A 21,503-nucleotide genomic window follows, 5' to 3' on the forward strand; every position below is an offset into this window, starting at 1 on the left:
ATATCGAACGAGTCATCCCCAATCTAAAATCTAAAATTTAAAAGGGTATTAGCCCCAAGGCACAGAAGTTAAATCGTAAAAATTAACTTGACGCAGCCGCTCTAATTCCTTGAGCCATTCTTGTTCGGCACAGAAGAGTTGGTGATATTCTATAGCCTCTTCGCCACTGCTAGCTGCTTTGGCTTTTTCCCACATATTCAGTGCAATTCGGCGGCGCTTCATGCTGATAATTTGCTCGATACAGGCGAGGGCAGATCTAATGACTAGAGGTGCGCGATAAACGTTTCTTTCTGAGAACTCATTTAAGTGAAATAAATGCGAGATTTGATTTAGTTGATTCGGATATTCAATGAAGCTATCTTGCAATTTCAATATTAACTCTGAAGGCGCTACTTGTAAAGACATTTTGTGCAATATTTCAGCATTCACAATCTGGTGCCACAAAAATCTGTGGTGAGAAAGGCTGAACTGCACGTCTCTAGCTTCTATTGCTTCTCTGACATCTTGGCGATATTCGGGACAGTGCAAATAAATCTGCAATAATTGCGCTTCTGCTTCTTCTAAAAGACTGCGGGCTACGGCAGATAAGCTGGATTTTGAGTTTTTGTTTTCGCCGCTTGCACGCTGCTTTTTATATTGTTTGTTCGGCTTTAGCTTGTTTCTAATTAACAGGGGCATTGTTAAAGATTCGTCTTGACTCTGCCGCTTTGCCCAATCGCTGACTACTTGATTGAGCAAGTTTTCAGCGATCATTTTGGTGAGTCTAAAATCTCCTTTGCTGAGAATTTCTGCACACTTTTGCAGGTAATGTGCTAACTGATTGTCGTCAGTAATATTGGTTAATAAATTAATAATTTTTTTTGTAACTTGCTGAGAACTATCGGCTTGCTTCAAATCTTGATTGACGAGCATTTGTTGCAATTGCCAGTCGAGCCACAACGGAGCATTTTCGAGCAATTCTCGATATTGTTCTGGGGAGTATGTTTTGAGGTATTCGTCGGCATCTTTGCCGTCGGGAATGTTGAGCACCCGCAGTTGCACTTCTCCTTGATAAGCGAGTTTTTCTATTTCTCCAATTGCGCGTTCTGCTGCTTGAGTTCCTGCTTTGTCGGCGTCGAAGTTGAGGATAATTTGTTTGGAGTCAGTGTACCGCAATAACTGCCGCACTTGGTTTAAACTTAAGGCTGTGCCGAGGGAAGCGACGGCGTTGGAGATGCCGGCGGCGTGAAGTGCGATCGCATCAAAGTACCCCTCTACAACCACTGCGCGATCGGCTTTGCTAATGGCTGTTTTCGCTGTATCTAAGGCGAATAAAGTTTTGCCTTTGTCGAACAGTTCTGTTTCGGGAGAATTGAGGTATTTCGGCTGTTCGTCGCCGAGAGCTCTGCCGCCGAAACCGATGACTCTGCCTTGGGTGTCGCGAATGGGAATCATAATCCGATTGCGGAAGCGATCGTAATAACCGCTGCCGCCATTTTTTCGGGGTACAATTAATCCAGCTTGTTCTACTAATTGCGCTGGATAGTTTTTCTGTTCTACTAAATAACTGTAAAGTGCTTCCCAACCTTGGGGTGCATAACCTAATTGAAATTGTTGGATAGTCTCTTCGCTGAGCTGGCGCTCTGATTTGAGATATGCTAAGGGTTCTTCTCCTTGGGTTTGCCGCAAAGCGTGCTCGTAAAAGTTGGCTGTTAGTGCTGAGATTTCATAGAGTTGTTCCCTCAGAGAAATTTGGCGCTGCAATTCTTGTCGGTGTTCCGGTTCGACTGTTTTGACGGGTACTTGATAATTTTTAGCTAATTCTAATACTACTTCGCTGAAAGGGCGTTTCTCCAATTCCATGAGAAACTTAAAAGCATTGCCGCCTGCACCGCAGCCGAAACAATAATACATTTGTTTGCCGGGACTGACTGTAAAGCTGGGAGATTTTTCATCGTGAAAAGGACACAAACCTACAAATTCTTTGCCGCGTTTACGCAAGACGACGCGACCGGAAATAACGTCTACTATGTCGGCTCTTTGTTTGACTTCTTCGATTGTTTCTGGATGCAGCCGAGGAACTTGCATAGGGCTATTTTAGGCAAATTGAAAGTATTGGAGAAGGAAAGCACTACACGGATGAGGACACGGATATACGGATGAATTATCTACTCTGAGTGATTTCTCATGAGATTCACAATCCCAGCCCCCTTAAAAAGGTGAAAGAATCAGTGTCAAAGTCCCCCTTTTTAAGGGGGATTTAGGGGGAACTCCGGGGATAGAAAACACGCCCTAGGGCATAAATTTATTGTAAGATGTTTACACTAACTGTAAGGAGCATCGAAAATAATGCGAATTTTAATGATGGGCGGTACTCGGTTTATTGGGGTTTATCTTACTAAGATTTTAGCAGCACAAGGGCATGAAGTGGTGTTGTTTAACCGGGGCAACAAGCCTGTACCGGTTGCGGGCGTAAAACAGATTCAGGGCGATCGCACAAATGTTGAACAACTGCAAGAAAAGTTATCGACGGTCGAGTTTGACGCGGTTTTTGACAACAACGGCCGCGAACTCAGCGATACAAAGCCTTTAGCTGAAATATTTAAAGGGCGGGTGCAGCACTTTGTTTACATGAGCTCTGCGGGGGTTTATTTGAAATCGGATCAAATGCCTCATATTGAAGGGGACGCTACCGATCCTAAAAGCCGGCACTTGGGTAAATGCGATACCGAAAATTACTTGGCCGCATCGGGTTTGCCTTGGACTTCGATTCGCCCGACTTACATTTACGGCCCCCAAAATTATAACGATTTAGAGGCTTGGTTTTTCGATCGCATTGCGCGCGATCGACCGATTCCGATTCCCGGTAACGGAATGCACTTCACGCAGTTGGGGCACTGTCAGGATTTAGCTAAAGCAATGGCGGCGGTTTTGGGCAACGAAAGGGCGATCGGGCAAATTTACAACGTTTCGGGCGATCGATTTGTCACCTTTGACGGTTTAGCACGCGCCTGCATTCAAGCCGCAGGCAAATCTCCTGATGCTATTAAGATTGTACACTACGATCCGAAACAATTTGACTTCGGCAAAAAGAAAGCTTTTCCGATGCGATTGCAGCACTTTTTTGCTTCAGTTAATAAAGCTGTCACCGATCTTAACTGGCAGCCAGAATTTGACTTAGTTTCTGGATTGAAAGATTCTTTTCAGCATGATTATGTAGTTTCGGGGCGGGACAAAGCTGAGATAGATTTTTCAGTCGATGATGAAATTTTGAAATCGGTTCAAAGTTAAGTTAGAGTGGGAGCATCCCAATGCCAGCCACAATCTAGAACCCCACCCTAACCCTCCCCTTACTAAGGGGAGGGAACAAGAAAGAAAGCCAACATACTGTCACAGTAAAGTTCGCACCGCGCACCTTACATCAAAACCAAAGATAGCTACTTAGGGGTGATAGCAAAACTCAACAATGACACCTCTGTTGTAATTATTAAAATTTAACTTCTAAATCGGCAGGCATTAGACCAGCTAGCTTTGTACAATACAGCAAAAACTGATGGAACTAAATTACTGATTGAATAACTGCACAAGGGATTTCACCCTAAAATTGATTTTATTAAAATTCAAACTCCCCAGTTGCGGTGCGACAAATTAAAAAATTTAGAGAGGCCATGTTAGAATTTTCAAATGCGGAAGATGTGACAGCTTGGTTGGAAGCTAATTCTCCAAACGACTAGGAAATATTAGGTGAATTTCATGCTTGGAATAACACTCGGCAATCGCTACAGTATTATCCGTCACTTGGGAGGCGGCGGATTTGCTCAAACTTATTTAGCTGAAGATAAGCAGCTACCAGGCAATCATCTCTGCGTCGTCAAGCAGCTTAAACCTCACGCAACCGATCCGGAAACTTTAAAGGTAGCAAGACGTTTATTCGATACCGAAGCACAAGTTTTGTACAAGTTGGGAAATCACGATCGCATTCCCCGACTTTTTGCTTTTTTTGAAGAGAATCAAGAGTTTTATTTAGTTCAAGAATTTATAGAAGGTCACGATTTAAGCCAAGAAATTACGCCCGCTTCTCCAGGAAATGCGGGAGTCATGCAGGAAGATCAAGTCCTTTGTATATTGGAGGAACTGCTCGAAATTTTAGACTTTGTACACCAACAAAATGTGATTCACCGCGATGTCAATCCCCGCAATATCCTCCGCAGAGAGCGAGACGGAAAATTAGTTTTAATTGACTTCGGCGCCGTCAAAGAAATTACTACTCAAATCACCAATTCTCAGCCCAAGAATAGCTTGAGTGTCAGCATCGGTACTCCCGGTTATATGCCCAGCGAACAAGCTCACGGCAACCCGAAACTCAGCAGCGATATCTATGCCGTCGGTGCGATCGCAATTCAGTTCCTCACGGGCATCAATCCTCACCAAATGCCCAGAAACGCCGATACAGAGGAAATTATTTGGCAGGACAAAACATCAGTCAGTCCTGAATTTGCGAAGATTTTAGATAAGATGGTAAAGTACGATTTTCGGCAACGTTATTCTAGTGCCGGTGAAACGCTGCAAGCTATTAAAGAATTGAAAAATTCTTTCAGCGGTACAATCCCTGTATTGCCTCCGGTTGCTGCTGCGAATAAGCCTGTAAAATCCCGAAAAAAACTCTATTTAAAAATATTGTCGATCGCTAGTTTAATAGGCGTCACTATCTTAGCATCAATTTATGGTGTAAATACTTTTAATTCTGCCAATGCAACGGACCTGTACAACCGAGGCAATACTCTTTACAATTTAAGCCGATTTGAAGAAGCTCTGGCAGCTTACGAGCGAGCAATAACTCTCAGGCCGGACTACGCGGAAGTTTGGCAGGAAAAAGCCAAAACTTTATATGAATTGAAAAAATATCGAGAATCGCAGTCAGCTTATGATAAAGCCATAGAATTAAAGCCGGAATACCTGGAAGCTTGGACGGGACGCGGTTATGCTTTGGAGAAGTTGCAACAGTCTCAAGAGGCGATCGCATCTTTTGATAACGCTTTGAAAATCCAGCCCGACTATGCCACCGCCTGGGAAGGCAGAGGCGATACTCTGTTAGATTCGCAGCGGTACGAAGAAGCGATCGCTTCCTACGAAAAAGCGGTACAGTTTCAGCCAAATTTGTACGGTGCTTGGTACAATCGGGGACAAGCTTACCAAAAATTAAAACAGTACGATCGAGCCGTAGAATCCTATCAAAAAGCAGTTGAAATTAAATTCGATAATTTTGAAGCTTGGTATAACTTAGGCAATCTTTTCCTAGAATTAAACAAAAATAAAGAAGCTTTTGAAGCCTACGAAAAAGCCGTGCGGTTTCAGCCGAATTTTTATCAAGCCTGGTACAGTAAAGGCATCGCTTTGCTAAAAATGCGCCGACATGAAGAAGCGGTAGAAGCTTACGAAAAAGCTGTTAAATTAAAACCGGATTATTATCAAGCGTGGTACAATTTAGGTTGGTCGTACCACGAATTACGCAAGTATGAACAAGCAATTGAGTGTTATAACAGAGCCTTAGATTTAAATCCGAAAGAATATCAGGCGTGGTACAATAGAGGAAATGCTCAGTACAATTTGAATCGGTACGAAGATGCGCTAGTGTCTTACAACGAAGCCGTTTATGTCAAGCAAGACTACTCCGAAGCCTGGTACAGCCGCGGCAATGCACTGGTAGCGGTAAAAAGATACGAAGATGCGATCGCCTCTTATGACAAAGCAATTCGCTACAACCCCGATTACCGAGCCGCAATGGAAGCAAAAAAGCGGGCCGAAAGTCAGCTAGGAAGCAGCCCGCTAGAATCCCAACAACAATAATTGTTATTAGTCCCCCTCTGCTAGGACTTTGGGTGTAGTAGTAATTTCACGATCCCAATAATCGTGGGGTAGGTTATCTTTTAGCGAACAGCGGGAGCAATTACGGTAACTCGGCGGCTGTCTACTAACATCGGCCAAAAACCTCGATCGCTCAATGCTTTTACCGCAGCAGTAGCGGCGTTTTGATCCGCTGTATAAGCGACGAATAAAAAGGGACGCTGGCCGTAGGAAGCTAAACCTACTTGCGTGCCTAATGCTTCCCTGACTTGGGCGGCTAATTCCGGTTGGTTGAAGTAATCTACTAACACTGCATAACCAGGGCCGAGGGGTTGGGGATTGAAGGCAAGATTGCCGGTTGAAGGATTGGTGATTGGTTCAGAACCTGGTGCTGGCTGAGGGTTGTAGACTGGCAAATTTTGGGGTAGCGCGGCTGCGGGCGATGATCGTACTACGTAAGCTTGCAATCCGACAACATCTTCGATGTATTTAACCCAATCGCTGGCGATTTGCGAGTCGCGAAAGCCACCAACTCGCGTCACCGTGTCATTGATGTACCGACAAACTGTGTTGTTAGTATTTCCAGGGAAAGAGCGTTTTGCTCTTTCTTGCTGTTCGGGTGTTGGGGTGACAATTAACAGTAGATATTCGTCGGACTGCGGCGGTTCGCAACTCGACTGAGCTTTAACAGAACTCGATAAACTTGTCAATACCAAAAGGGCGATCGAAGTAGCAGAAAATAGGGGGAGAGACAAAATAAATTTGTACAATTTACCCCTAATTATTGTTAGTTGTTTTGTCTGATATTTTGCTATTTTGTTCATGCTGTCTGTAGGGATGCAAGGGCATCGGGAATAGTTGCTGATGGTGCTTGAAATTCACCTGTCAGTACATATTCTAATCGCAGTTTCAACCAGGTGATGAAGACGGGATCGGTAGAAATAATAGCGGCGGCTGGCTGAGGGCATTTTGCTTTAACTTCTGCCATTGTCGGCGCTTCTAGGAAAGCCGGCTGTTTAATCAACCAGAAGTCTATTTGTTTTTCTTGTTCGTTGTAGTTGCGAGTTCTTTCTTTAAACACTTCATCTAGGGCTTCTTCTTCTAGCAAAAAGCGTTGGCTGGCTAAAACGTAGTAGTAGGTTTGCATTTTTCTGGGTTGTTAGGGGTTGACGGTTAGCGGTTAATGCCGCCTGTATCTGCCAGTTTTGCTGGCCAGGGGCTGGTTTGCCGAGTTGCGGTTGTTGGAGAGTCCTAGACTCTTGTGCCGTTTACTTTACCTTATTTGCTGTCATCTTGGGTAGATGCAGAGCAAGTCGCCTCAGAAAAATCTTTGGTGGTGAGAGTCGGGGGAGTTGTGAGAGTTGCGAGAGTTGCTGGTTTTTTGGGGATTTGGGCGATTATTTTTCGGGCTGGTGATTTTCGGGGAAATTTAGGTGACAATAGGAAATTAGATGGAATTGCACATTGAATAATTACCAATTATTGAGGCAATCTGGCCGCTGTTAAACCTGATTGGGAGTGGTTTGCATATGAAAATACTTCAGACAGTTTTTGATTGGGAACCATAAAAAAAGGCTTTGATGGTGATCGATGTGCTCGCGGGAAAATCAAGGGTTTGTGATTACTACCTAAAAACAGTCCTAATTATTGTATTAAAAATGTAAAATGTGTGGATTGATTTCCTCTCGCCGGAATAGCCATCGCCCCGCTGTCACTTCCCCCACCCCACCAAAAGCGATCGCCCTTCGCCGCTGCTCAAATAAGCTCAACAAATCCGCTAAATTTGTTGCCCACGTACTGCAACCAAAGGCTAAACTAATCTAAGCTTTACCATAAAATTTTCTCCCCGTTCATGAACATCGCTTATTTAGTCAACCAATATCCCAAAGTCAGCCACAGCTTTGTCCGCAGAGAAGTGCTAGCCGTTGAAAATTGCGGCATGAAAGTCGCACGTTTTTCCATCCGATCGTGCGAGTCAGAACTCGTTGATGGGGCCGACAAACTAGAGCAAGAATTGACTAAAGTAATCTTAGGAGTTGGTGTAAAGGGGTTAGCGTGGGGTTTGCTTCGCGTTGCCGCAACTAGACCAATTCGATTCATCGAAGCTGTGCGGTTAATGTTCAAAGTTGGCTGGCACTCGGAACGGGGGATTTTGCTGCATCTAGCTTATTTAGCAGAAGCTTGCATTCTTTTAAATTGGTTTGCAGAATCCGGTACAGCACACGTTCACGCTCACTTCGGGACAAATTCCACAACAGTCGCAATGCTGTGCCGCGTGCTTGGCGGCCCCCCTTACAGTTTCACGGTTCACGGCCCTGAAGAATTTGATAAAGCGACTCTTCTTTCCTTAGACGAAAAAATTAAGCGATCGACCTTTGTAGCGGCGGTTAGTTCCTTCGGTAAAAGTCAGCTTTTTAGGTGGTGCGATCGCACTTTTTGGTCAAAAATTCACGTCATACACTGCGGCGTAGATGCCGCATTTTTAGCTGCACCCTACGTTCCCATACCCGCAGCACCCCGCTTAGCTTGCGTTGGGCGTCTCAGCGAACAAAAAGGTCATTTATTATTGCTAGAAGCTGCTAACTTGCTAGCTGTTCAAGGCTTAGAGTTTAAGTTGGTACTGGTAGGAGACGGGCCGCTGCGATCGGATATTGAAAAGCAGATTCTGCAACTCGGCCTGCAAAATCATATAGAAATTACCGGCTGGGCCAGTGGCGATCGAGTTCAACAAGAGATTTTAGCTTCACGGGCAATGGTATTGCCGAGTTTTGCGGAAGGTTTGCCCGTCGTAATTATGGAAGCCCTCGCTCTCAATCGGCCCGTAATTAGCACCTATGTTGCTGGCATCCCGGAGCTCGTAGAACCCGGTGTTTGCGGTTGGTTAGTTCCTCCCGGTTCCGCAGAAGCATTAGCCGTAGCAATGCGCGCGGTATTGGAAGCACCTTTAGAAAAGCTAGAACAAATGGGGAAAACAGGAGCCGAGAGAGTTGCTCAACAACACAATGTTGATTTAGAGGCCAAAAAATTAGTCGCGCTGTTTGATAGTGCTATTAAGCCGTGATTAAAAAAGTAGTAAGGCAATGCTGTTTCCCTACCCCAAAATAATCATTAGCCCCCCTCGGATCTAACTCTCGCCCTATTAATGGTAGGGAAACGGCAGTGCCGTTTCCTGACGGTGGGTAATATTAATTCCGATGCCACCGGATTTGATATAACAAGGGCGAGCATCATGCCTATCCCATAATAAAAATCATTCTTTGTGGAACAGGCATTTTGCCTGTTTATTTAATTAGAACGACCTACTTACAAACTTTTTAAGGAATAGGAACAGAGCGCAACAATCGATCAACAATTGCCTTAGCCCTCCTTCCCCCCGCCGGAATTAAACGGTGAGATAGTACGTGCGGCGCCACATACTTAACATCATCATCAGTAGCAAAATCCCGGCCCTCAATAAATGCCAAAGCCTGGGACGCCCGGTGCAAAGCCACCGCACCCCGGGGACTCACCCCCAGAGTAATCTCCTCATCTTCCCGCGTCGATCGCACCAAATCTACCATATACTGTTTCAAAGAGCCTTCCACCTTCACAGCAGCGCACAAACGCCGCAATTCCTGCACCTGTTCCAAAGAAATACAAGGCTGCAAATCTTCCACTGCAAAACTATCAGAAAGCCGTTCCAACATTTGCAACTCTTCCACCGCAGCGGGATAGCCCAAAGTCAAAGACAAAGTAAACCGATCCATCTGCGCTTCCGGTAGCGGAAAAGTGCCTTGATATTCGATCGGGTTCTGAGTCGCAATCACAAAAAACGGCGCCGGAACATTCCGAGAAACTCCATCTACTGTCACCTGCTTTTCTTCCATCACTTCCAGCAAAGCTGACTGAGTTCGCGGTGTCGCCCGATTAATTTCATCGGCAAGCAAAACATTAGCAAAAACTGGCCCTGGCAAAAACTCAAACTCTCCGCTGCGCGGATTCCAAATATTAGTACCGGTGATATCCGTCGGTAACAAATCGGGAGTGCACTGAATCCGCTGAAATTTCCCATCGATCGATCGCGCCAAAGACTTCGCCAGCAGCGTTTTTCCCACACCGGGCACGTCTTCCAGCAGCGCGTGCCCACCCGAAAACACGGCTACCAGCACCAAGCGAATAGCATCCGCTTTGCCGACCATAGTTTTGCTTAGATTTTGTTTGAGCCGCTCAATATGTTGTCTCATATCCCTGATTGCTAATTGCTAATTGCTAATTGTGGATCAAACATCAAATTGCCAAAATCTTGAGTCTTTGCCTTGCGGACTGCGAATTTGTACAACTAGAATTTAGTCTGACTCATCTTGCACCATTTTTAAAACCGATCGCCCGTTCTAGATCACATAATTATTAGACTTTAGCAGTTAAGAGGCTTCTAGCAATATCGCAATCTGCCTGAATTTGAGTTTTGAGATCATCCAGAGAAGCGAATTTTTGTTCTGGTCGCAAAAACTCTACCAAACTCGCGCTCAAGGTTTGACCGTACAAATCCCCCGACCAATCTAACAGGTGAACTTCCACAGTGGGTTGCAGCCCGTCTACTGTCGGGCGGCAGCCAACATTCATCACCCCATTGACAAAAGATAAATTTGATGCAGCGCCGGGAATTAGAGATTTTGGATTTTCCCGCTGATAGGAAGAACTTTCCTCTTTCATCTTTTCCCATCCATGCTTCACCGAAACTCGCACCGCATACACGCCAAAACGTGGCAAAAATTTTTCCGGCGGCAGTTCGATATTAGCAGTGGGAAATCCGATCGTCCTGCCCAGCCGCTGTCCGCCAACCACAGTCCCAACTAAACTGTAGGGTCGCCCCAGCAACTGATTCGCTCTTGGGAGGTCGCCGGATGCCAGACCTTCGCGGATTGCAGAACTGCTGATCCGATCGCCCTCACCGCAATTGTGGAGGGGTACAAGAGCAACATCAATACCGTAACCCGAGGCGATCGACTGCAAATCCACAGCCGTCCCAGCGCGTCCCCGCCCAAACCGAAAATCAACCCCCACACTAATTCGACTCGCTTTTAGTTGTCGCACCAAAATTTCCTCGACAAACTCACAAGCAGTCAAAGCCGCCAATTCTCGATCGAACGGCAGCAGCACAAGTTGCTCGACGCCCATTGCTGCGAGCAATTCTACCTTTTCTGCCAGAGGCGTCAGCAGTTTTTTCGGTTGACCCGTAAAAAATTCTTGCGGGTGCGGATCGAATGTCACCACAGTGCCGTAAAGCCGATCGACTCCATCAGAATCGCGACCAGAGAGGCTGTTCCCCTCTGCCTTCGTCTGGCCTATCAAACCATCATAATTACGGCCGCTGTCGGCTCCATCGGGTGGTGCTGCTGAGTCTTTGTAGCAGGTCGCCGGAGGTTCGCTTTCCCAATTTTGAGCTGTGCCAGCGTTTGAACGCAAGTTTTCTGCCGACGCAAAAACCGTCGCAGAATTTGGTCCCGGCGATTTATTTAAAATTGGCTGCACGACTTGTTGATGCCCTAGGTGCAAACCATCAAAGTTTCCCAAGGCAACAGAAGTTGGAGTCAGAGCAGCGGTACAAGAAGAAGTTACCCACACGCTTAAAATTTTGACATACTTAGCCAGATTGCGATCGCCAGTCGATTTTAGATTTTAGATTTTAGATTTTAGAATTGACTCCACAGATAAATCTGGAAGTTTGAACTTTGGTCTAAACTTTTTGGTTTTCCACGACAGGAGTACGTGGCACGGTATCCGTCTTTGAGTGAGGTCAGCCCTCGCTTAAATTTCAGATTTCACCGATCGAGATTTCAGAAGCATTTGACAAGCTCAAATCCCTCAGACAGACACTTGAGGCGCTTGCACCGACGCTTCAGACAAATCGTTATCAGGAGGCAGCAATTGTAACGACAAACCTTCCCGCGCCATCAAACTATTCGGGAACCTTTGAGCAACTTGTTCTCCCACCCTGTCTAAAAACTCATCATTGTGCAGGGGGTCGTGGTGAAAAATCACCAACTTTTTGACATTAGCAGCCTTTGCCACCTTCACCGCTTCCTGCCAAGTCGAATGTCCCCAGCCGACCTTGCTGCTCTTCTCGGCATAATACTCCTCATCGGTATAAGTAGCGTCGTAGATCAGCACCTCAGCATCCTGAGCCAAATACAGCACATTTTCGTCTAAACGATCGGGAAAATGTTCGGTATCAGTCACGTAAGCAGCCGCATACCCCCGCCAGTTGACGCGGTAGCCTATAGCTTCCCCTGGATGGTTCAACAAAGCAGTTTCTACCTTAATCTCTCCGAGTTCCAGCGGTTTGCCCACTTCTATATCGTTAAATTTCAGGTCTGCCCCCATAATTTGCAGGGGCACCGGAAAATTGGGGTGCAGCATCTGGTCGTGGAGGCGCTGCTGGATAGTAGCCTTATTAGGAGCAATAGCCCCATAGATGTGAAAGCAGTTCCCAGGAATAAAAGCTGGGACAAAAAATGGGAATCCTTGAATGTGATCCCAGTGAGAGTGAGTAAAAAACATATGAGCTTTTACGGGCATCTGGGACAGGAGAGTTTGTCCCAAAACCCGCAATCCAGTACCGCCATCGAAAATTAGGCGGCTGTCACCCACTCGCATTTCTACACAGGGCGTGTTGCCCCCGTAACGTACTGTTTCTGCCCCGGGAGACGCTATGCTACCTCTAACGCCCCAGAAGTGAACCGTGAATTGGTTTTGCATACTAGACATGGGTTTTCTTGCAAGATTGTTCCGGCGAGTTATCGGTAAGGTGTTTACATATTACTAAGGGCTTTACCATCAAACCCAAGTTCTTTGACGGTCGAGTTCCCCACTTGTTGGAAGTGCCAAGAGTCTCGCTTGCCAGAGAATGCAAAACTGTTGGGCTTGACAACTGAGCAATAAGTTACAAGGTAGACTAATCAAGTCTCGATCGTAACTATTCTTTTCCTCTCTTCACTAGCCTAACCTCCGCAGACACACTTTGGGGCCGCAGTTCTGTCTGAGTTTGGTCAAAAGCCGCTGTTTTTCCAGCCTCCGCAATTGCCGAACACGATCTATCGGTTGTTTGCCTTGCTGCTTTACCGGTTTGAACCCGGATGATGGGCTTCCTCAACTCCCATTAATTCAAAAATCTTAGCAGTTTAGGAATGCTCCTGCTAATTATCCAACAATACTGTCTGTGTCTGGATTCTCGGCCCGCCCGGAGGCTGCGGTTCGTCCCGCTGGTCAAGCTAATCCCAGCCTCATCTGACACCGGGATAGCAGCGAGAGTCCGGGCCTGCGGGCAAAAGGCTAAATTTTCGTCGTGCATTTCTTGGCGGACGAATTGAATCACTCAAAATTCCCCTATTTTTGGAAATTAAAAAATTTCGATTTTTGGCCATCATGCCAACTCCGATCGCCATTCTGTCTCAAGAGTGATGCAGAAATATTCGCTGTTAACCTATCGTGATTTTCTCAACCATCTTCAATTGCTCTATTTTTGGTAAGGATTTCTAGGAATTCAGCGCATTTGCGGTACTCGCCACGGGGTTGAATTTCCGGTATCATAGAAGCTTAGAGTCTTATTTGCCAAGAATCTAAATCAGTGCTAAAAAAGCCTGGATAACTTTAAGTTATTTTTCAAAAAAGTCAGTATGAATCAAGTTAAAAAAACTACAACCAAGCTGAATAGATCGCCTGTAAAAGTGTCCGATCGCACTTTAGAACTCGGCAATCTCCCCTTGAGCGACCTGTCTTTAGAAATAACTGATGGTCAAGCTTTGAGGGAATTTAGTTCGGACGCTCATCGCCCGCCGGGAACCCCAACAGCCACAGGCCGGACTGCCGAAACAAGGCGTAGGAGGGCAGATGGTAAGACCTCCTGGGCCCGATCGCCTGTGGTTTCTACTGCTCTTCTCAAGTGGCTGCTAGAGCATTTGACTCGATCGAAAGGTTGGCTGGCAGTTGTCACGCTGGCAGGAGTTTGGGGGTTGTGGAACAGTGAGTTACTGTTTTCCACCGGCCTGGGGATAGCAGCGATGATGCTGGTTTACCGAGGGCAGTCGTGGGACTGGCAATTGCTGCGAGCAAAAGGCGAGCAATTTTGGGAGGGCCCGAACCGCCGATTTGTTTTAGCCGTCGGCACCGGCGGCATTGCTACCTTGGGCGCTTACATGAGTTTGGCAATTTGGGCGGACTCCGAGAGCCCCTGGATGGCTTTGAGCCTAATTTTGCAGAATTTGGGCACGCTCGCGATTGCAGGACTGTTGCTGCGGCAAGGGTTGAGTCTGGGGGCCGCAAAAGATGAAGTGGCGCTCGATCGCATCTTGGCGGATTTGACTGATGCTGACCCCGTGAAGCGTTTGATTGCAGTGCGACAAATGACCGATTTGGTGAATCAGGGTGGGTTTGGTCCTGTGAGTTCAGTCAAAAGTTCGATCGCCCGTTCCCGCGCTGCCGAGTGCTTTCGCCTGATGCTGAGTCGGGAACCAGAAGCTTTAGTCCGCAATGCCCTTCTCGAAGGTTTGCAGACTTGGGACGCTACTTATGGCATGGCTTTAAAATCCAAAAATCAAGTCATCGACTATTAGCTGACCGTCAAAAGCGTAAAAAGTAATTTTATGAATATTCGGAGCTTTTACGCGCAGGGGAGCCCTAGGGGCGATCGGAGAATTAGACCCCACCAGATTGGGCGCCGGCATTTCATCCTGAACAATTGGGTTGCCGTCAATGTCACAAGCAGATAAAACAGTTCGTCGCGAACTGGTGACAAGTCCTGACACCCACCGAACTGGATACTTAAAAGTTACTTCTATCAGTCCGCTTTTGGGGGCCCCCATTAACACTGTTGCTCCAGAACCCGTGAAAAAGGCTGGGTTTGAAGGTTGGATGGCGACGGCATTGCTAAAAGTCACCCCCCAATGTGCAAACTGGTGTTCTACTACTTCAAAGCATTTCAAGTCTTCTAAAGCTACGCGGACGATTGCAGGTACCGTGGCGCGCGATCGCACCTCTGACCCTGCGCCTGAGCGTTCTGGAGTGGCGACAACAGACTTTTTGCCGTTTAAATCCATGCTTCGACAGGCTGTGTCAAATTCTGCTAACCCGTCAGATTGAAGACTTTTCGCATCAACCATAAAACCCTCGCGATCCCTTTTTCTGAGCAGTTGCATTTTAGTAGACCTCCCTGAGATTAGTTGTTTCTTCTGTTTTGGAATTGATAACGGCGAGGCCCGTGATTGCCAAACCTGCAATTAGGAATCGAAACCCCATCGCCCGCCCTCCAACAAAGACTTTCGACCTCAAAAGCCACTGCTCCGCAAAATATCGTGATTAATGATTTGTGATTGGCGAGCGTCGGCAAACCTGCCGCCTGCCTGAAAGCGAGTTCTAATAGTCCTCCTTTCCGAGCGCCTGCTTTCGGGGTTGGCGAACAGACTCTATTTTGTTGAGGGGTCTTACCCATCATTTTGCTATTATCTCCGATCGGGGGTAGTTTGCAAGGGTAAGGATAACTACACAGCCGAATTGCCCAAATCGCAAAACTTACTTGCTGTCTGTAGTTTCACGCTTCACCTGTACTAAAATAGATTTAAATCATTACTCAATCTTTACAAAAACGCCACCAGCTTTGCAAGTTTTTTAAACAGAGACGGGGCGACGGAAAAGAATCTAAAATATAACAGCGATTGAGGTTAGTTTATGCTTGTACCCCTCGGCTTCGGTCAGCGATCAATAGTTACTTCTCTCGGCAGAATGGTCTACTACACTGCTGAAAAAATGCCTTGGATGGGGTTGCCGACCTCAACTTCGGAAAATAAGCCGAACTTAGTATTTTTTCACGGTTTTGGCGGCGGGTCGAGTGCCTACGAATGGTCGAAAGTTTATCCGGCTTTTGCGGCAGAATATCGAATTTTAGCACCTGATTTAATCGGTTGGGGGCGATCGGAACATCCGGCAAGAAATTATCAGGTTGAAGATTATATCACAACGTTGATCGAATTTCTAGAAAAAACTTGCGGCAGTCCGACAGAGGTGATTGCTTCTTCGCTGACAGGGGCGATCGCGATTCGAGCTGCGATCGCACGGCCGGATCTCTTCAAATCCCTAATTTTGACCATACCCAGCGGTTTGTCGGACTTCGGACAAGATTACGGCAGCAGTTTCTTCGCTAAGCTAGTCAACACGCCGATTTTAGACAAATTACTCTACAGTACCGGCATCGCCACAGACGGCGGCATCCGTAGTTTCCTAGAACAACGCCAATTTGCCGATTCCCGCCGCGTTTATCAAGAAATTGTTGATGCTTACCTCGCATCTGCTTTGGAACCAAATGCAGAATATGCCGCCCTCTCTTTTGTGCGGGGAGATTTGTGCTTTGATTTGTCGCTGTACATCACTCAGCTAACAACGCCGACAGCGATTATTTGGGGAGAAAAATCGCAGTTTACCGGGCCCGATATCGGCCAGCGGTTGGCAAATCTCAACCCCGAAGCAATCAAAGTTTTTCAACCTCTGGAAAACGTAGGTTTGACTCCGCAGTTAGAAATTCCCGCTGTCACGATTGGCTTAATTAGGCAATACTTAAAATTGCTTTCGGAAGGGTGAAGAAGTTCGGCAACGGATTTTTTAACGGATGCAAACGGATGTCACGGATAGAGGTTCCAGGTTCGAGGGAAGAAACAAAATTAATTCCCCACTACCCATAGATGTCAACTTAATCCTAAAGACCGCTGTATCTCTCGTTTATATGCAAGTCTAGAGCCCCCTAAATCCCCCTTAATAAGGGGAAATTTGACAATCTTGTCCCCCCCTTTCTTAAGGGGGGCTAGGGGGGATCTAGACTCTGCTAGAAGCGAGATTTATCATGAATTTTAGTCTGAATTTGACACCAATGACCACTGACAACTGTCAACTGTCAACTATGAACTGACAACTGACTACTAATTATTCTTTTACTCGCACGTCGATAACGCTGGCGTTGAAAATGTACTTGTTGCCTTCAAGCTCTAGCGTAGTGCCAATTTTGACTTTCGTATTACCTAAAACCGGGCCATTTTCAGTAAGTTGACCTTTTCCCTCTAGGGTAAACATCATATTTTTGCTAAAGGCTTCTTCTTCTCTGGGATCTGGAAGAGCTTTCAGAGTGCCGTTGGGCTGAGGAACTGCTAGGGTTCTGGTGAGGGTTTTGACAGATTTGATGGTAATCTGACCGGAGGGTTGATTGCGGATCACCACATTGATTTTATCACCTGGTTTGAACAAATCTTGAACGTTTGTTCCTTTGAGACCGATCGCAATTGCATCAATCTCTACAGGTTTGACACTGGTGCCGACTTGGGCGACGGAACCGCCAGAAGTGCCGGGAAAGAAAAAGATTCCGACTGCAACTAGCAGTACGATCAGAGCGGCAGCTACGTCTAGAATGCTGAGTTTGCCGAACAGTCGGCCTTGAGAATCCAAAATTTTCATAATCGCCTATTATACTGATAGCGACAGGAGTATGTTTACAGCTCAGGACTTACACAGACATCGATGAAAAACAGATGCTGCTATTGCTGAGCTACCGCTGGCAATGACATACTTTATTGATGCGTAAGTCCTGAAGCTAAAAGATATTACCACAACGATCGCCCAAAATCCGCATGATTGGGGCACTTAACCCAGAAGGCAGTTGACGGGGGTTGGTTAGCCTTGGCTCGATCGCCCAGAAGCTGGTGGCAACGTTAAAAATTGACAAAAAGCTAGAATAGCAACTAAGCAGCCTCAAATTACGTCTGCCTATTTAGTGACTTTTCGAGTTTTTCCTACAATTTTATCTAACTTCTGGCACCTATCACTCATGTTAAAAAGTTTTTGGTTGACTTGCCGGCGTACTTGTGGCCGGGGGATTTATCTGTTTATGTCCCTGATTGTGGCTGCGGGTATTGGGATGGTTTCCCCGGAACCGACTCAAGCATTTTCTTTGCCTGAACTGATTTTTCGGGGCATTCAAGTTATTCAATTGTCCAATATGTCCGATCGACAAGAGGTGGCTATTGGCCAACAAATTAATCAGCAGTTAACGAACAGCGAGTTTAAGATTGACCGCGATCGGGATACTACAGAATATATCAACCGCATAGGTCAGCGGCTCGCTCAAGAAAGCACTCGCCCCGATATTCCTTATACTTTTCAAGTGATTGACGACGACAATATTAATGCTTTTGCGACAATGGGCGGTTTTGTTTATGTGAATAAAGGTTTGATGGCAGCGGCGGACAATGAGGCAGAATTGGCAAGTGTGATCGCCCACGAAATCGCTCACATTAATGCTCGCCACGCGCTTAAACAAATGCGTCAAATGGCCATAGCTTCAGGCGTAGCTTCGGCGACAGGACTCGATCGATCTCAGGCGGTTCAGATTGGGGTGGAATTGGCTTTGCGCCGTCCCCACAGCCGCCAAGCTGAGTATGAAGCCGATCAGTTGGGATTGCAAACTATGGGGCGAGCGGGCTACGCTCAATCTGGGATGGTTGATTTTATGAAAAAGTTGCTCAACAAGCCTTCTCCTCCTAGCATTTTGAGCACTCACCCGGCAACTGGCGATCGTATTGCTGCTATTTCACAGGCTATAGATCCGGATCTTGCTAGCGGTGAAGGTTTGAATAATGAGGATTACAAGCTAGAAATCCGCAGACTTTTAGGTTCGTAGCAATTCTAAATCTGTCAGGCGCTCTCTTGTTTTATCTTCTCTTTTCTTACTTCGCGATGTTCGCATCGAAAGCGGTTCGTTACAAAATCAATCTAGTTCTTAGAGTGCGTCAGCGATCGGGTCAATTTGGATTTAATTGATCAAACTTAAACTGACGCACCCTACAACTAAAACTTGATTTAACACTGCTGTTGAACAACAGAATCCATCGCAGGTTCCGGCGGTGCAATCGGCTGCGGCTTCAATTGCCTGACAACTTCGTCAAACGGCAAAATTCGGACTTGATGGTTAAATACATTTACTTGATAAACTCTGCGGTAACTGAGGTCAAATCCTGTCAGCCATCCGCTTTTGGGATGATAAGCACCCGTGTCAATATCCAACCACCCTTCGCCCCTGACTAATTCGCCCGGTCTGACCCCATGAAAGGTAAAGGTGATCGTGTGACCGGTGATAATTAATTTATTAGGAAAATAGGGTTTCGACATGGTGTGAAATTCCCTGCGAATCCAACACAGTTGTTCTATCGACTGTTCATCGAGGGACAGATGGGGGTCAACGCCGGCGTGAACCAGCCAGATGTCCCCTAAGTCCAGGTGCGTGGGGAGCGAGCGCAGCCACTCTAAGTGTTTGTACGGCATCATCCCTGTATCTCTGTAGCTCGCTACTGTCGCATCGCCGCCACTGTAGAGCCAAGATTGCCACGCTCGCATATCCATCGGCGTCCCCGACAAAGCCTCCAGCATCAGTTGTTCATGGTTGCCCAACAGAGTTTGGTAGGGGCTTTGCTGCACAAAATCTAATACCTGAGCGCTTTTGGGGCCACGATCAATTAAGTCTCCCAAAAAATAGACGCGATCGTCCAAGCCGGGGGCAAGTGCCTCTAGCAGGGTCATTAACCCGTCATAATGCCCGTGTACGTCCCCGATAACAATGCGCCGGTGCTCCATTGTGTTTATCCGCTTCCCTGACTCAAAAGCCCCATCTCTAGCTTATAGCATCTGATTTTGCTGTTATTTGCCTCCACTCTTTTACGGTGGAGGGGTGTCACCCATTATACTGCTTTTTATAAAGATTCTGTAAAGCTCACCAGTAGCTGTTTGCGTACCTACTGATAGAAACACAGGCAAGTTATATCAATTCCGGTTGCACTCCTCGATATGAGTGTTGACTGTTGACTGTTGACTGTTTAGACATTTGAACAATACCGATGCAACCGGAAACGATATTATGGCAGTTTTAATTTGAGCGAAGTAGAAATATCCGGTAGGGGCACGGCGCCTGGCCGTGTCCTGGGCGTATTTCAGAGAATTGAAAACTGCGGTCACTGAGTCAAAGCTTTGAGGAATGTCTGGAGTTCTGCCAAAAAACCTTTCTTTTTTACAGGTTTGGCAGGTGTGGTGGAGTCAGGATCGGCGCTTGGGAGAGAAGCGGCTAAAATCCGCTCTAAATCGTCTCCGACAGGTTTTTGGGCGGTTTCAGAAATTAGTTCGTATTCGTCGTTTGTTTCCAGCCACACTTGCCACGATTGGGGGTAGCAGCGGAATAAAGCAGCAGTATCTAGGGGTCTGATGTAGTAGCAGGATTCAATTTTGCTGAGGAATCGATCGCGCAATTGTCGGCCCGCATAGCCTATACCTATGGTGGCAACATCTTCCAGGCGCGGGTTGAGTAGAATTACTGGGCGACCGGCCGCAGCGATATAAATTTTTTCAACTTGGGCCACTTCTACGGCTGCTGGATTGATCAAAATGAAAAGTTGATCTTCCGGTGATATTTTATCTTCAACAGGGGTGCGACTGCTACCCAAATCAGTGACTTTAAACGGTGTTTCTCCCCAGTCGCGGCGCGCGAGGGCTGCCGCACCAGTGTCGGGAAAAAAGACTTTTACTCCGGGGTAGATTTCCTCAAATTCTGGGAGAAATTGTAGGGTGATAGACTGTGCTTGCAGGGCGATTTCTGGAAATACTAATTCGACTTGCACTAGATTTTTGCCGTCCGAGAGGGCGGCGGCGGTGGCAATGCGGGATTGGGCGATCGCCTCGTTGAGATCCTTGGGCAGTTCTGTCATTAATCTTATTGTTTTTACTCGACTTCTCTCAATCTAATTTTACCTGAGATATTGCACCATTCTCAATTACCTATTTAGGAACAGGCATCTTGCCTGTTCCACAAGAAAATTCACTCTTTGTGGAACAGGCAAGATGCCTGTTCTTGAGAATAGTACAAGATGTAAGTTTTACCGCACTAAGCGACAAAAGCTAACACCGACACAGGCGAGCCGGAACCTTCCAAAAGACGCAATATTCCGATAACTAAAGTGATGTCAGCCGCAGGTAACAAGTCGAGATTTGCTAGATTTTCCAGCACTATTCGCTGCTTTTCCAATACCAATTTATTCACCACAAAACTTTCATCTCGCCCAGTATCGACTCCGTGGGTGTCGGTTCCAATGCCCGCGATAGAGCGTTCTTCTAGCAAAAATTGAGTTGCTGCTTTGCCAAATCCGGGAAAGTGGCAAATTCCGCGCTCGTCTCGGTTAAAAAATGCTCCCTGATTATCCCATTTTTCTTGCCAGCCAGTATACAATAAAACTAGATTTCCCGGTTCTATAAGTTTGTGCTGCCGTTCCCAAGTCAATATATCATCAATTGTTAAAGTGTAGTCGGGATTGGCAAGACTTTGCTCTCGGATGTCGATCGCAATTGCCGGCACAACGAGCGACTGCGGGGAATAATTATCAATGCTGGCGCCTCCTGCATAAAAGCTGTTGGGTGCGTTGATGTGAGTGCCGCTGTGTTCTCCCATTGAGAATTTTCGCAGGAAATACCCGTCTGTTTCTATTTGAGATACTGTAGCAATTTCTGTCGCTGGATCTCCGGGCCAGATGGGAATGTTGGGATGAATTGCATGGGTTAAGTCTATAATTTGGCTGTAGGCGATAGTTTTTAAGTTGTTTGAGTTGAAGTTGTTTGTCATCAGGTTA

19 protein-coding genes are annotated in these 21,503 nt (G+C 46.4%); 7 read left to right on the top strand and 12 right to left on the bottom strand.

The genetic code is table 11. The annotated features are described in order from the left end of the window. Positions 1–48: 48 nt before the first annotated feature. On the bottom strand, positions 49–2,067 hold the full coding sequence (gene dnaG / locus QUA77_RS01745) for a DNA primase (protein ID WP_333449065.1): 2,019 nt from the start codon (positions 2,065–2,067) through the stop codon (positions 49–51). A 261-nt stretch (positions 2,068–2,328) separates the two neighbouring features. Here dnaG and QUA77_RS01750 point away from each other — a divergent pair, with 261 nt between their 5' ends. Next, complete coding sequence (locus QUA77_RS01750) at positions 2,329–3,270, top strand: NAD-dependent epimerase/dehydratase family protein (RefSeq protein ID WP_333449066.1); 942 nt, start codon at positions 2,329–2,331, stop codon at positions 3,268–3,270. A 462-nt stretch (positions 3,271–3,732) separates the two neighbouring features. Beyond that, complete coding sequence (locus tag QUA77_RS01755; RefSeq protein ID WP_333449067.1) at positions 3,733–5,826, top strand: tetratricopeptide repeat protein; 2,094 nt, start codon at positions 3,733–3,735, stop codon at positions 5,824–5,826. 80 nt (positions 5,827–5,906) lie between these two features. Here QUA77_RS01755 and QUA77_RS01760 read toward each other — a convergent pair whose 3' ends face one another. Beyond that, positions 5,907–6,647, bottom strand: coding sequence for a hypothetical protein (locus QUA77_RS01760; protein ID WP_333449068.1), 741 nt, complete (start codon positions 6,645–6,647; stop codon positions 5,907–5,909). Beyond that, positions 6,644–6,970, bottom strand: a complete 327-nt coding sequence (locus tag QUA77_RS01765; RefSeq protein ID WP_333449069.1) for an MgPME-cyclase complex family protein — start codon at positions 6,968–6,970, stop codon at positions 6,644–6,646. Before QUA77_RS01765 ends, QUA77_RS01760 begins: the two co-directional genes overlap by 4 nt. A gap of 114 nt (positions 6,971–7,084) precedes the next feature. On the opposite strand from QUA77_RS01765, the gene QUA77_RS01770 reads away from it, so the two are divergent. Both QUA77_RS01770 and QUA77_RS01775 read left to right on the top strand, forming a co-directional pair. Beyond that, the gene (locus QUA77_RS01770; protein WP_333449070.1) at positions 7,085–7,291 is read left to right on the top strand and encodes a hypothetical protein; all 207 of its coding nucleotides are present in this window, start codon (positions 7,085–7,087) and stop codon (positions 7,289–7,291) included. Positions 7,292–7,675: 384 nt separating this feature from the next. Next, positions 7,676–8,884, top strand: coding sequence for a glycosyltransferase (locus QUA77_RS01775; protein WP_333449071.1), 1,209 nt, complete (start codon positions 7,676–7,678; stop codon positions 8,882–8,884). Between the two features lie 253 nt (positions 8,885–9,137). Here the strand turns inward: QUA77_RS01775 and QUA77_RS01780 are convergent, their stop codons facing one another. The 4 genes from QUA77_RS01780 to QUA77_RS01795 all read right to left on the bottom strand — a co-directional run bounded on the left by QUA77_RS01780 (position 9,138) and on the right by QUA77_RS01795 (position 13,177). Then, positions 9,138–10,046, bottom strand: a complete 909-nt coding sequence (locus QUA77_RS01780) for a MoxR family ATPase (RefSeq protein WP_333449072.1) — start codon at positions 10,044–10,046, stop codon at positions 9,138–9,140. Between the two features lie 163 nt (positions 10,047–10,209). After that, positions 10,210–11,427 carry a bifunctional riboflavin kinase/FAD synthetase gene (locus QUA77_RS01785; protein ID WP_333449073.1) on the bottom strand — a complete coding sequence of 406 codons (1,218 nt, stop codon included), beginning with the start codon at positions 11,425–11,427 and terminating at the stop codon, positions 10,210–10,212. Between the two features lie 240 nt (positions 11,428–11,667). Next, on the bottom strand, positions 11,668–12,570 hold the full coding sequence (locus tag QUA77_RS01790; protein WP_333042449.1) for an MBL fold metallo-hydrolase: 903 nt from the start codon (positions 12,568–12,570) through the stop codon (positions 11,668–11,670). A 391-nt stretch (positions 12,571–12,961) separates the two neighbouring features. After that, positions 12,962–13,177, bottom strand: a complete 216-nt coding sequence (locus QUA77_RS01795) for a hypothetical protein (protein WP_333042452.1) — start codon at positions 13,175–13,177, stop codon at positions 12,962–12,964. 301 nt (positions 13,178–13,478) lie between these two features. Between QUA77_RS01795 and QUA77_RS01800 the strand changes: the two genes are divergently transcribed. Beyond that, positions 13,479–14,414 (top strand): hypothetical protein, encoded by a 936-nt coding sequence (locus QUA77_RS01800; RefSeq protein WP_333449074.1) that lies wholly within the window; start codon positions 13,479–13,481, stop codon positions 14,412–14,414. Here the strand turns inward: QUA77_RS01800 and QUA77_RS01805 are convergent. Further along, positions 14,382–14,996, bottom strand: coding sequence for a hypothetical protein (locus tag QUA77_RS01805; protein WP_333042455.1), 615 nt, complete (start codon positions 14,994–14,996; stop codon positions 14,382–14,384). The genes QUA77_RS01800 and QUA77_RS01805 overlap by 33 nt on opposite strands. 529 nt (positions 14,997–15,525) lie before the next feature. On the opposite strand from QUA77_RS01805, the gene QUA77_RS01810 reads away from it, so the two are divergent. After that, positions 15,526–16,431 (top strand): alpha/beta hydrolase, encoded by a 906-nt coding sequence (locus tag QUA77_RS01810; RefSeq protein ID WP_333135907.1) that lies wholly within the window; start codon positions 15,526–15,528, stop codon positions 16,429–16,431. Positions 16,432–16,770: 339 nt separating this feature from the next. Here the strand turns inward: QUA77_RS01810 and QUA77_RS01815 are convergent, their stop codons facing one another. Then, positions 16,771–17,295, bottom strand: a complete 525-nt coding sequence (locus tag QUA77_RS01815; protein WP_333042459.1) for a DUF4330 domain-containing protein — start codon at positions 17,293–17,295, stop codon at positions 16,771–16,773. Between the two features lie 370 nt (positions 17,296–17,665). On the opposite strand from QUA77_RS01815, the gene QUA77_RS01820 reads away from it, so the two are divergent. Next, positions 17,666–18,517 (top strand): M48 family metallopeptidase, encoded by an 852-nt coding sequence (locus QUA77_RS01820; protein WP_333449075.1) that lies wholly within the window; start codon positions 17,666–17,668, stop codon positions 18,515–18,517. A 179-nt stretch (positions 18,518–18,696) separates the two neighbouring features. Here the strand turns inward: QUA77_RS01820 and QUA77_RS01825 are convergent, their stop codons facing one another. The 3 genes from QUA77_RS01825 to QUA77_RS01835 form a co-directional block, all read right to left on the bottom strand. Next, positions 18,697–19,467, bottom strand: a complete 771-nt coding sequence (locus QUA77_RS01825; RefSeq protein WP_333449076.1) for a metallophosphoesterase family protein — start codon at positions 19,465–19,467, stop codon at positions 18,697–18,699. 374 nt (positions 19,468–19,841) lie between these two features. Then, positions 19,842–20,588: a DUF1995 family protein gene (locus QUA77_RS01830; RefSeq protein WP_333449077.1), complete on the bottom strand. Its 747-nt coding sequence runs from the start codon at positions 20,586–20,588 to the stop codon at positions 19,842–19,844. Between the two features lie 176 nt (positions 20,589–20,764). Beyond that, a complete protein-coding gene (locus tag QUA77_RS01835; protein WP_333449078.1) occupies positions 20,765–21,496 on the bottom strand; it encodes a cyclase family protein in 732 nt (243 codons plus the stop codon). Positions 21,497–21,503 lie beyond the last annotated feature (7 nt).

Source organism: Microcoleus sp. K5-D4, from assembly GCF_036704575.1.
Taxonomy (GTDB): domain Bacteria; phylum Cyanobacteriota; class Cyanobacteriia; order Cyanobacteriales; family Microcoleaceae; genus Microcoleus.

Bases quoted from the DNA above. Each gene is read 5' to 3' on its own strand.
- QUA77_RS01820 (WP_333449075.1), top strand. From the start codon at position 17,666: ATGTTAAAAAGTTTTTGGTTGACTTGCCGGCGTACTTGTGGCCGGGGG.
- QUA77_RS01815 (WP_333042459.1), bottom strand. From the start codon at position 17,295: ATGAAAATTTTGGATTCTCAAGGCCGACTGTTCGGCAAACTCAGCATT.
- QUA77_RS01810 (WP_333135907.1), top strand. From the start codon at position 15,526: ATGCTTGTACCCCTCGGCTTCGGTCAGCGATCAATAGTTACTTCTCTC.
- QUA77_RS01760 (WP_333449068.1), bottom strand. From the start codon at position 6,647: ATGAACAAAATAGCAAAATATCAGACAAAACAACTAACAATAATTAGG.
- QUA77_RS01835 (WP_333449078.1), bottom strand. From the start codon at position 21,496: ATGACAAACAACTTCAACTCAAACAACTTAAAAACTATCGCCTACAGC.
- QUA77_RS01805 (WP_333042455.1), bottom strand. From the start codon at position 14,996: ATGCAACTGCTCAGAAAAAGGGATCGCGAGGGTTTTATGGTTGATGCG.
- QUA77_RS01765 (WP_333449069.1), bottom strand. From the start codon at position 6,970: ATGCAAACCTACTACTACGTTTTAGCCAGCCAACGCTTTTTGCTAGAA.
- QUA77_RS01750 (WP_333449066.1), top strand. From the start codon at position 2,329: ATGCGAATTTTAATGATGGGCGGTACTCGGTTTATTGGGGTTTATCTT.
- dnaG (WP_333449065.1), bottom strand. From the start codon at position 2,067: ATGCAAGTTCCTCGGCTGCATCCAGAAACAATCGAAGAAGTCAAACAA.
- QUA77_RS01755 (WP_333449067.1), top strand. From the start codon at position 3,733: ATGCTTGGAATAACACTCGGCAATCGCTACAGTATTATCCGTCACTTG.
- QUA77_RS01825 (WP_333449076.1), bottom strand. From the start codon at position 19,467: ATGGAGCACCGGCGCATTGTTATCGGGGACGTACACGGGCATTATGAC.
- QUA77_RS01780 (WP_333449072.1), bottom strand. From the start codon at position 10,046: ATGAGACAACATATTGAGCGGCTCAAACAAAATCTAAGCAAAACTATG.
- QUA77_RS01790 (WP_333042449.1), bottom strand. From the start codon at position 12,570: ATGTCTAGTATGCAAAACCAATTCACGGTTCACTTCTGGGGCGTTAGA.
- QUA77_RS01800 (WP_333449074.1), top strand. From the start codon at position 13,479: ATGAATCAAGTTAAAAAAACTACAACCAAGCTGAATAGATCGCCTGTA.
- QUA77_RS01775 (WP_333449071.1), top strand. From the start codon at position 7,676: ATGAACATCGCTTATTTAGTCAACCAATATCCCAAAGTCAGCCACAGC.
- QUA77_RS01830 (WP_333449077.1), bottom strand. From the start codon at position 20,588: ATGACAGAACTGCCCAAGGATCTCAACGAGGCGATCGCCCAATCCCGC.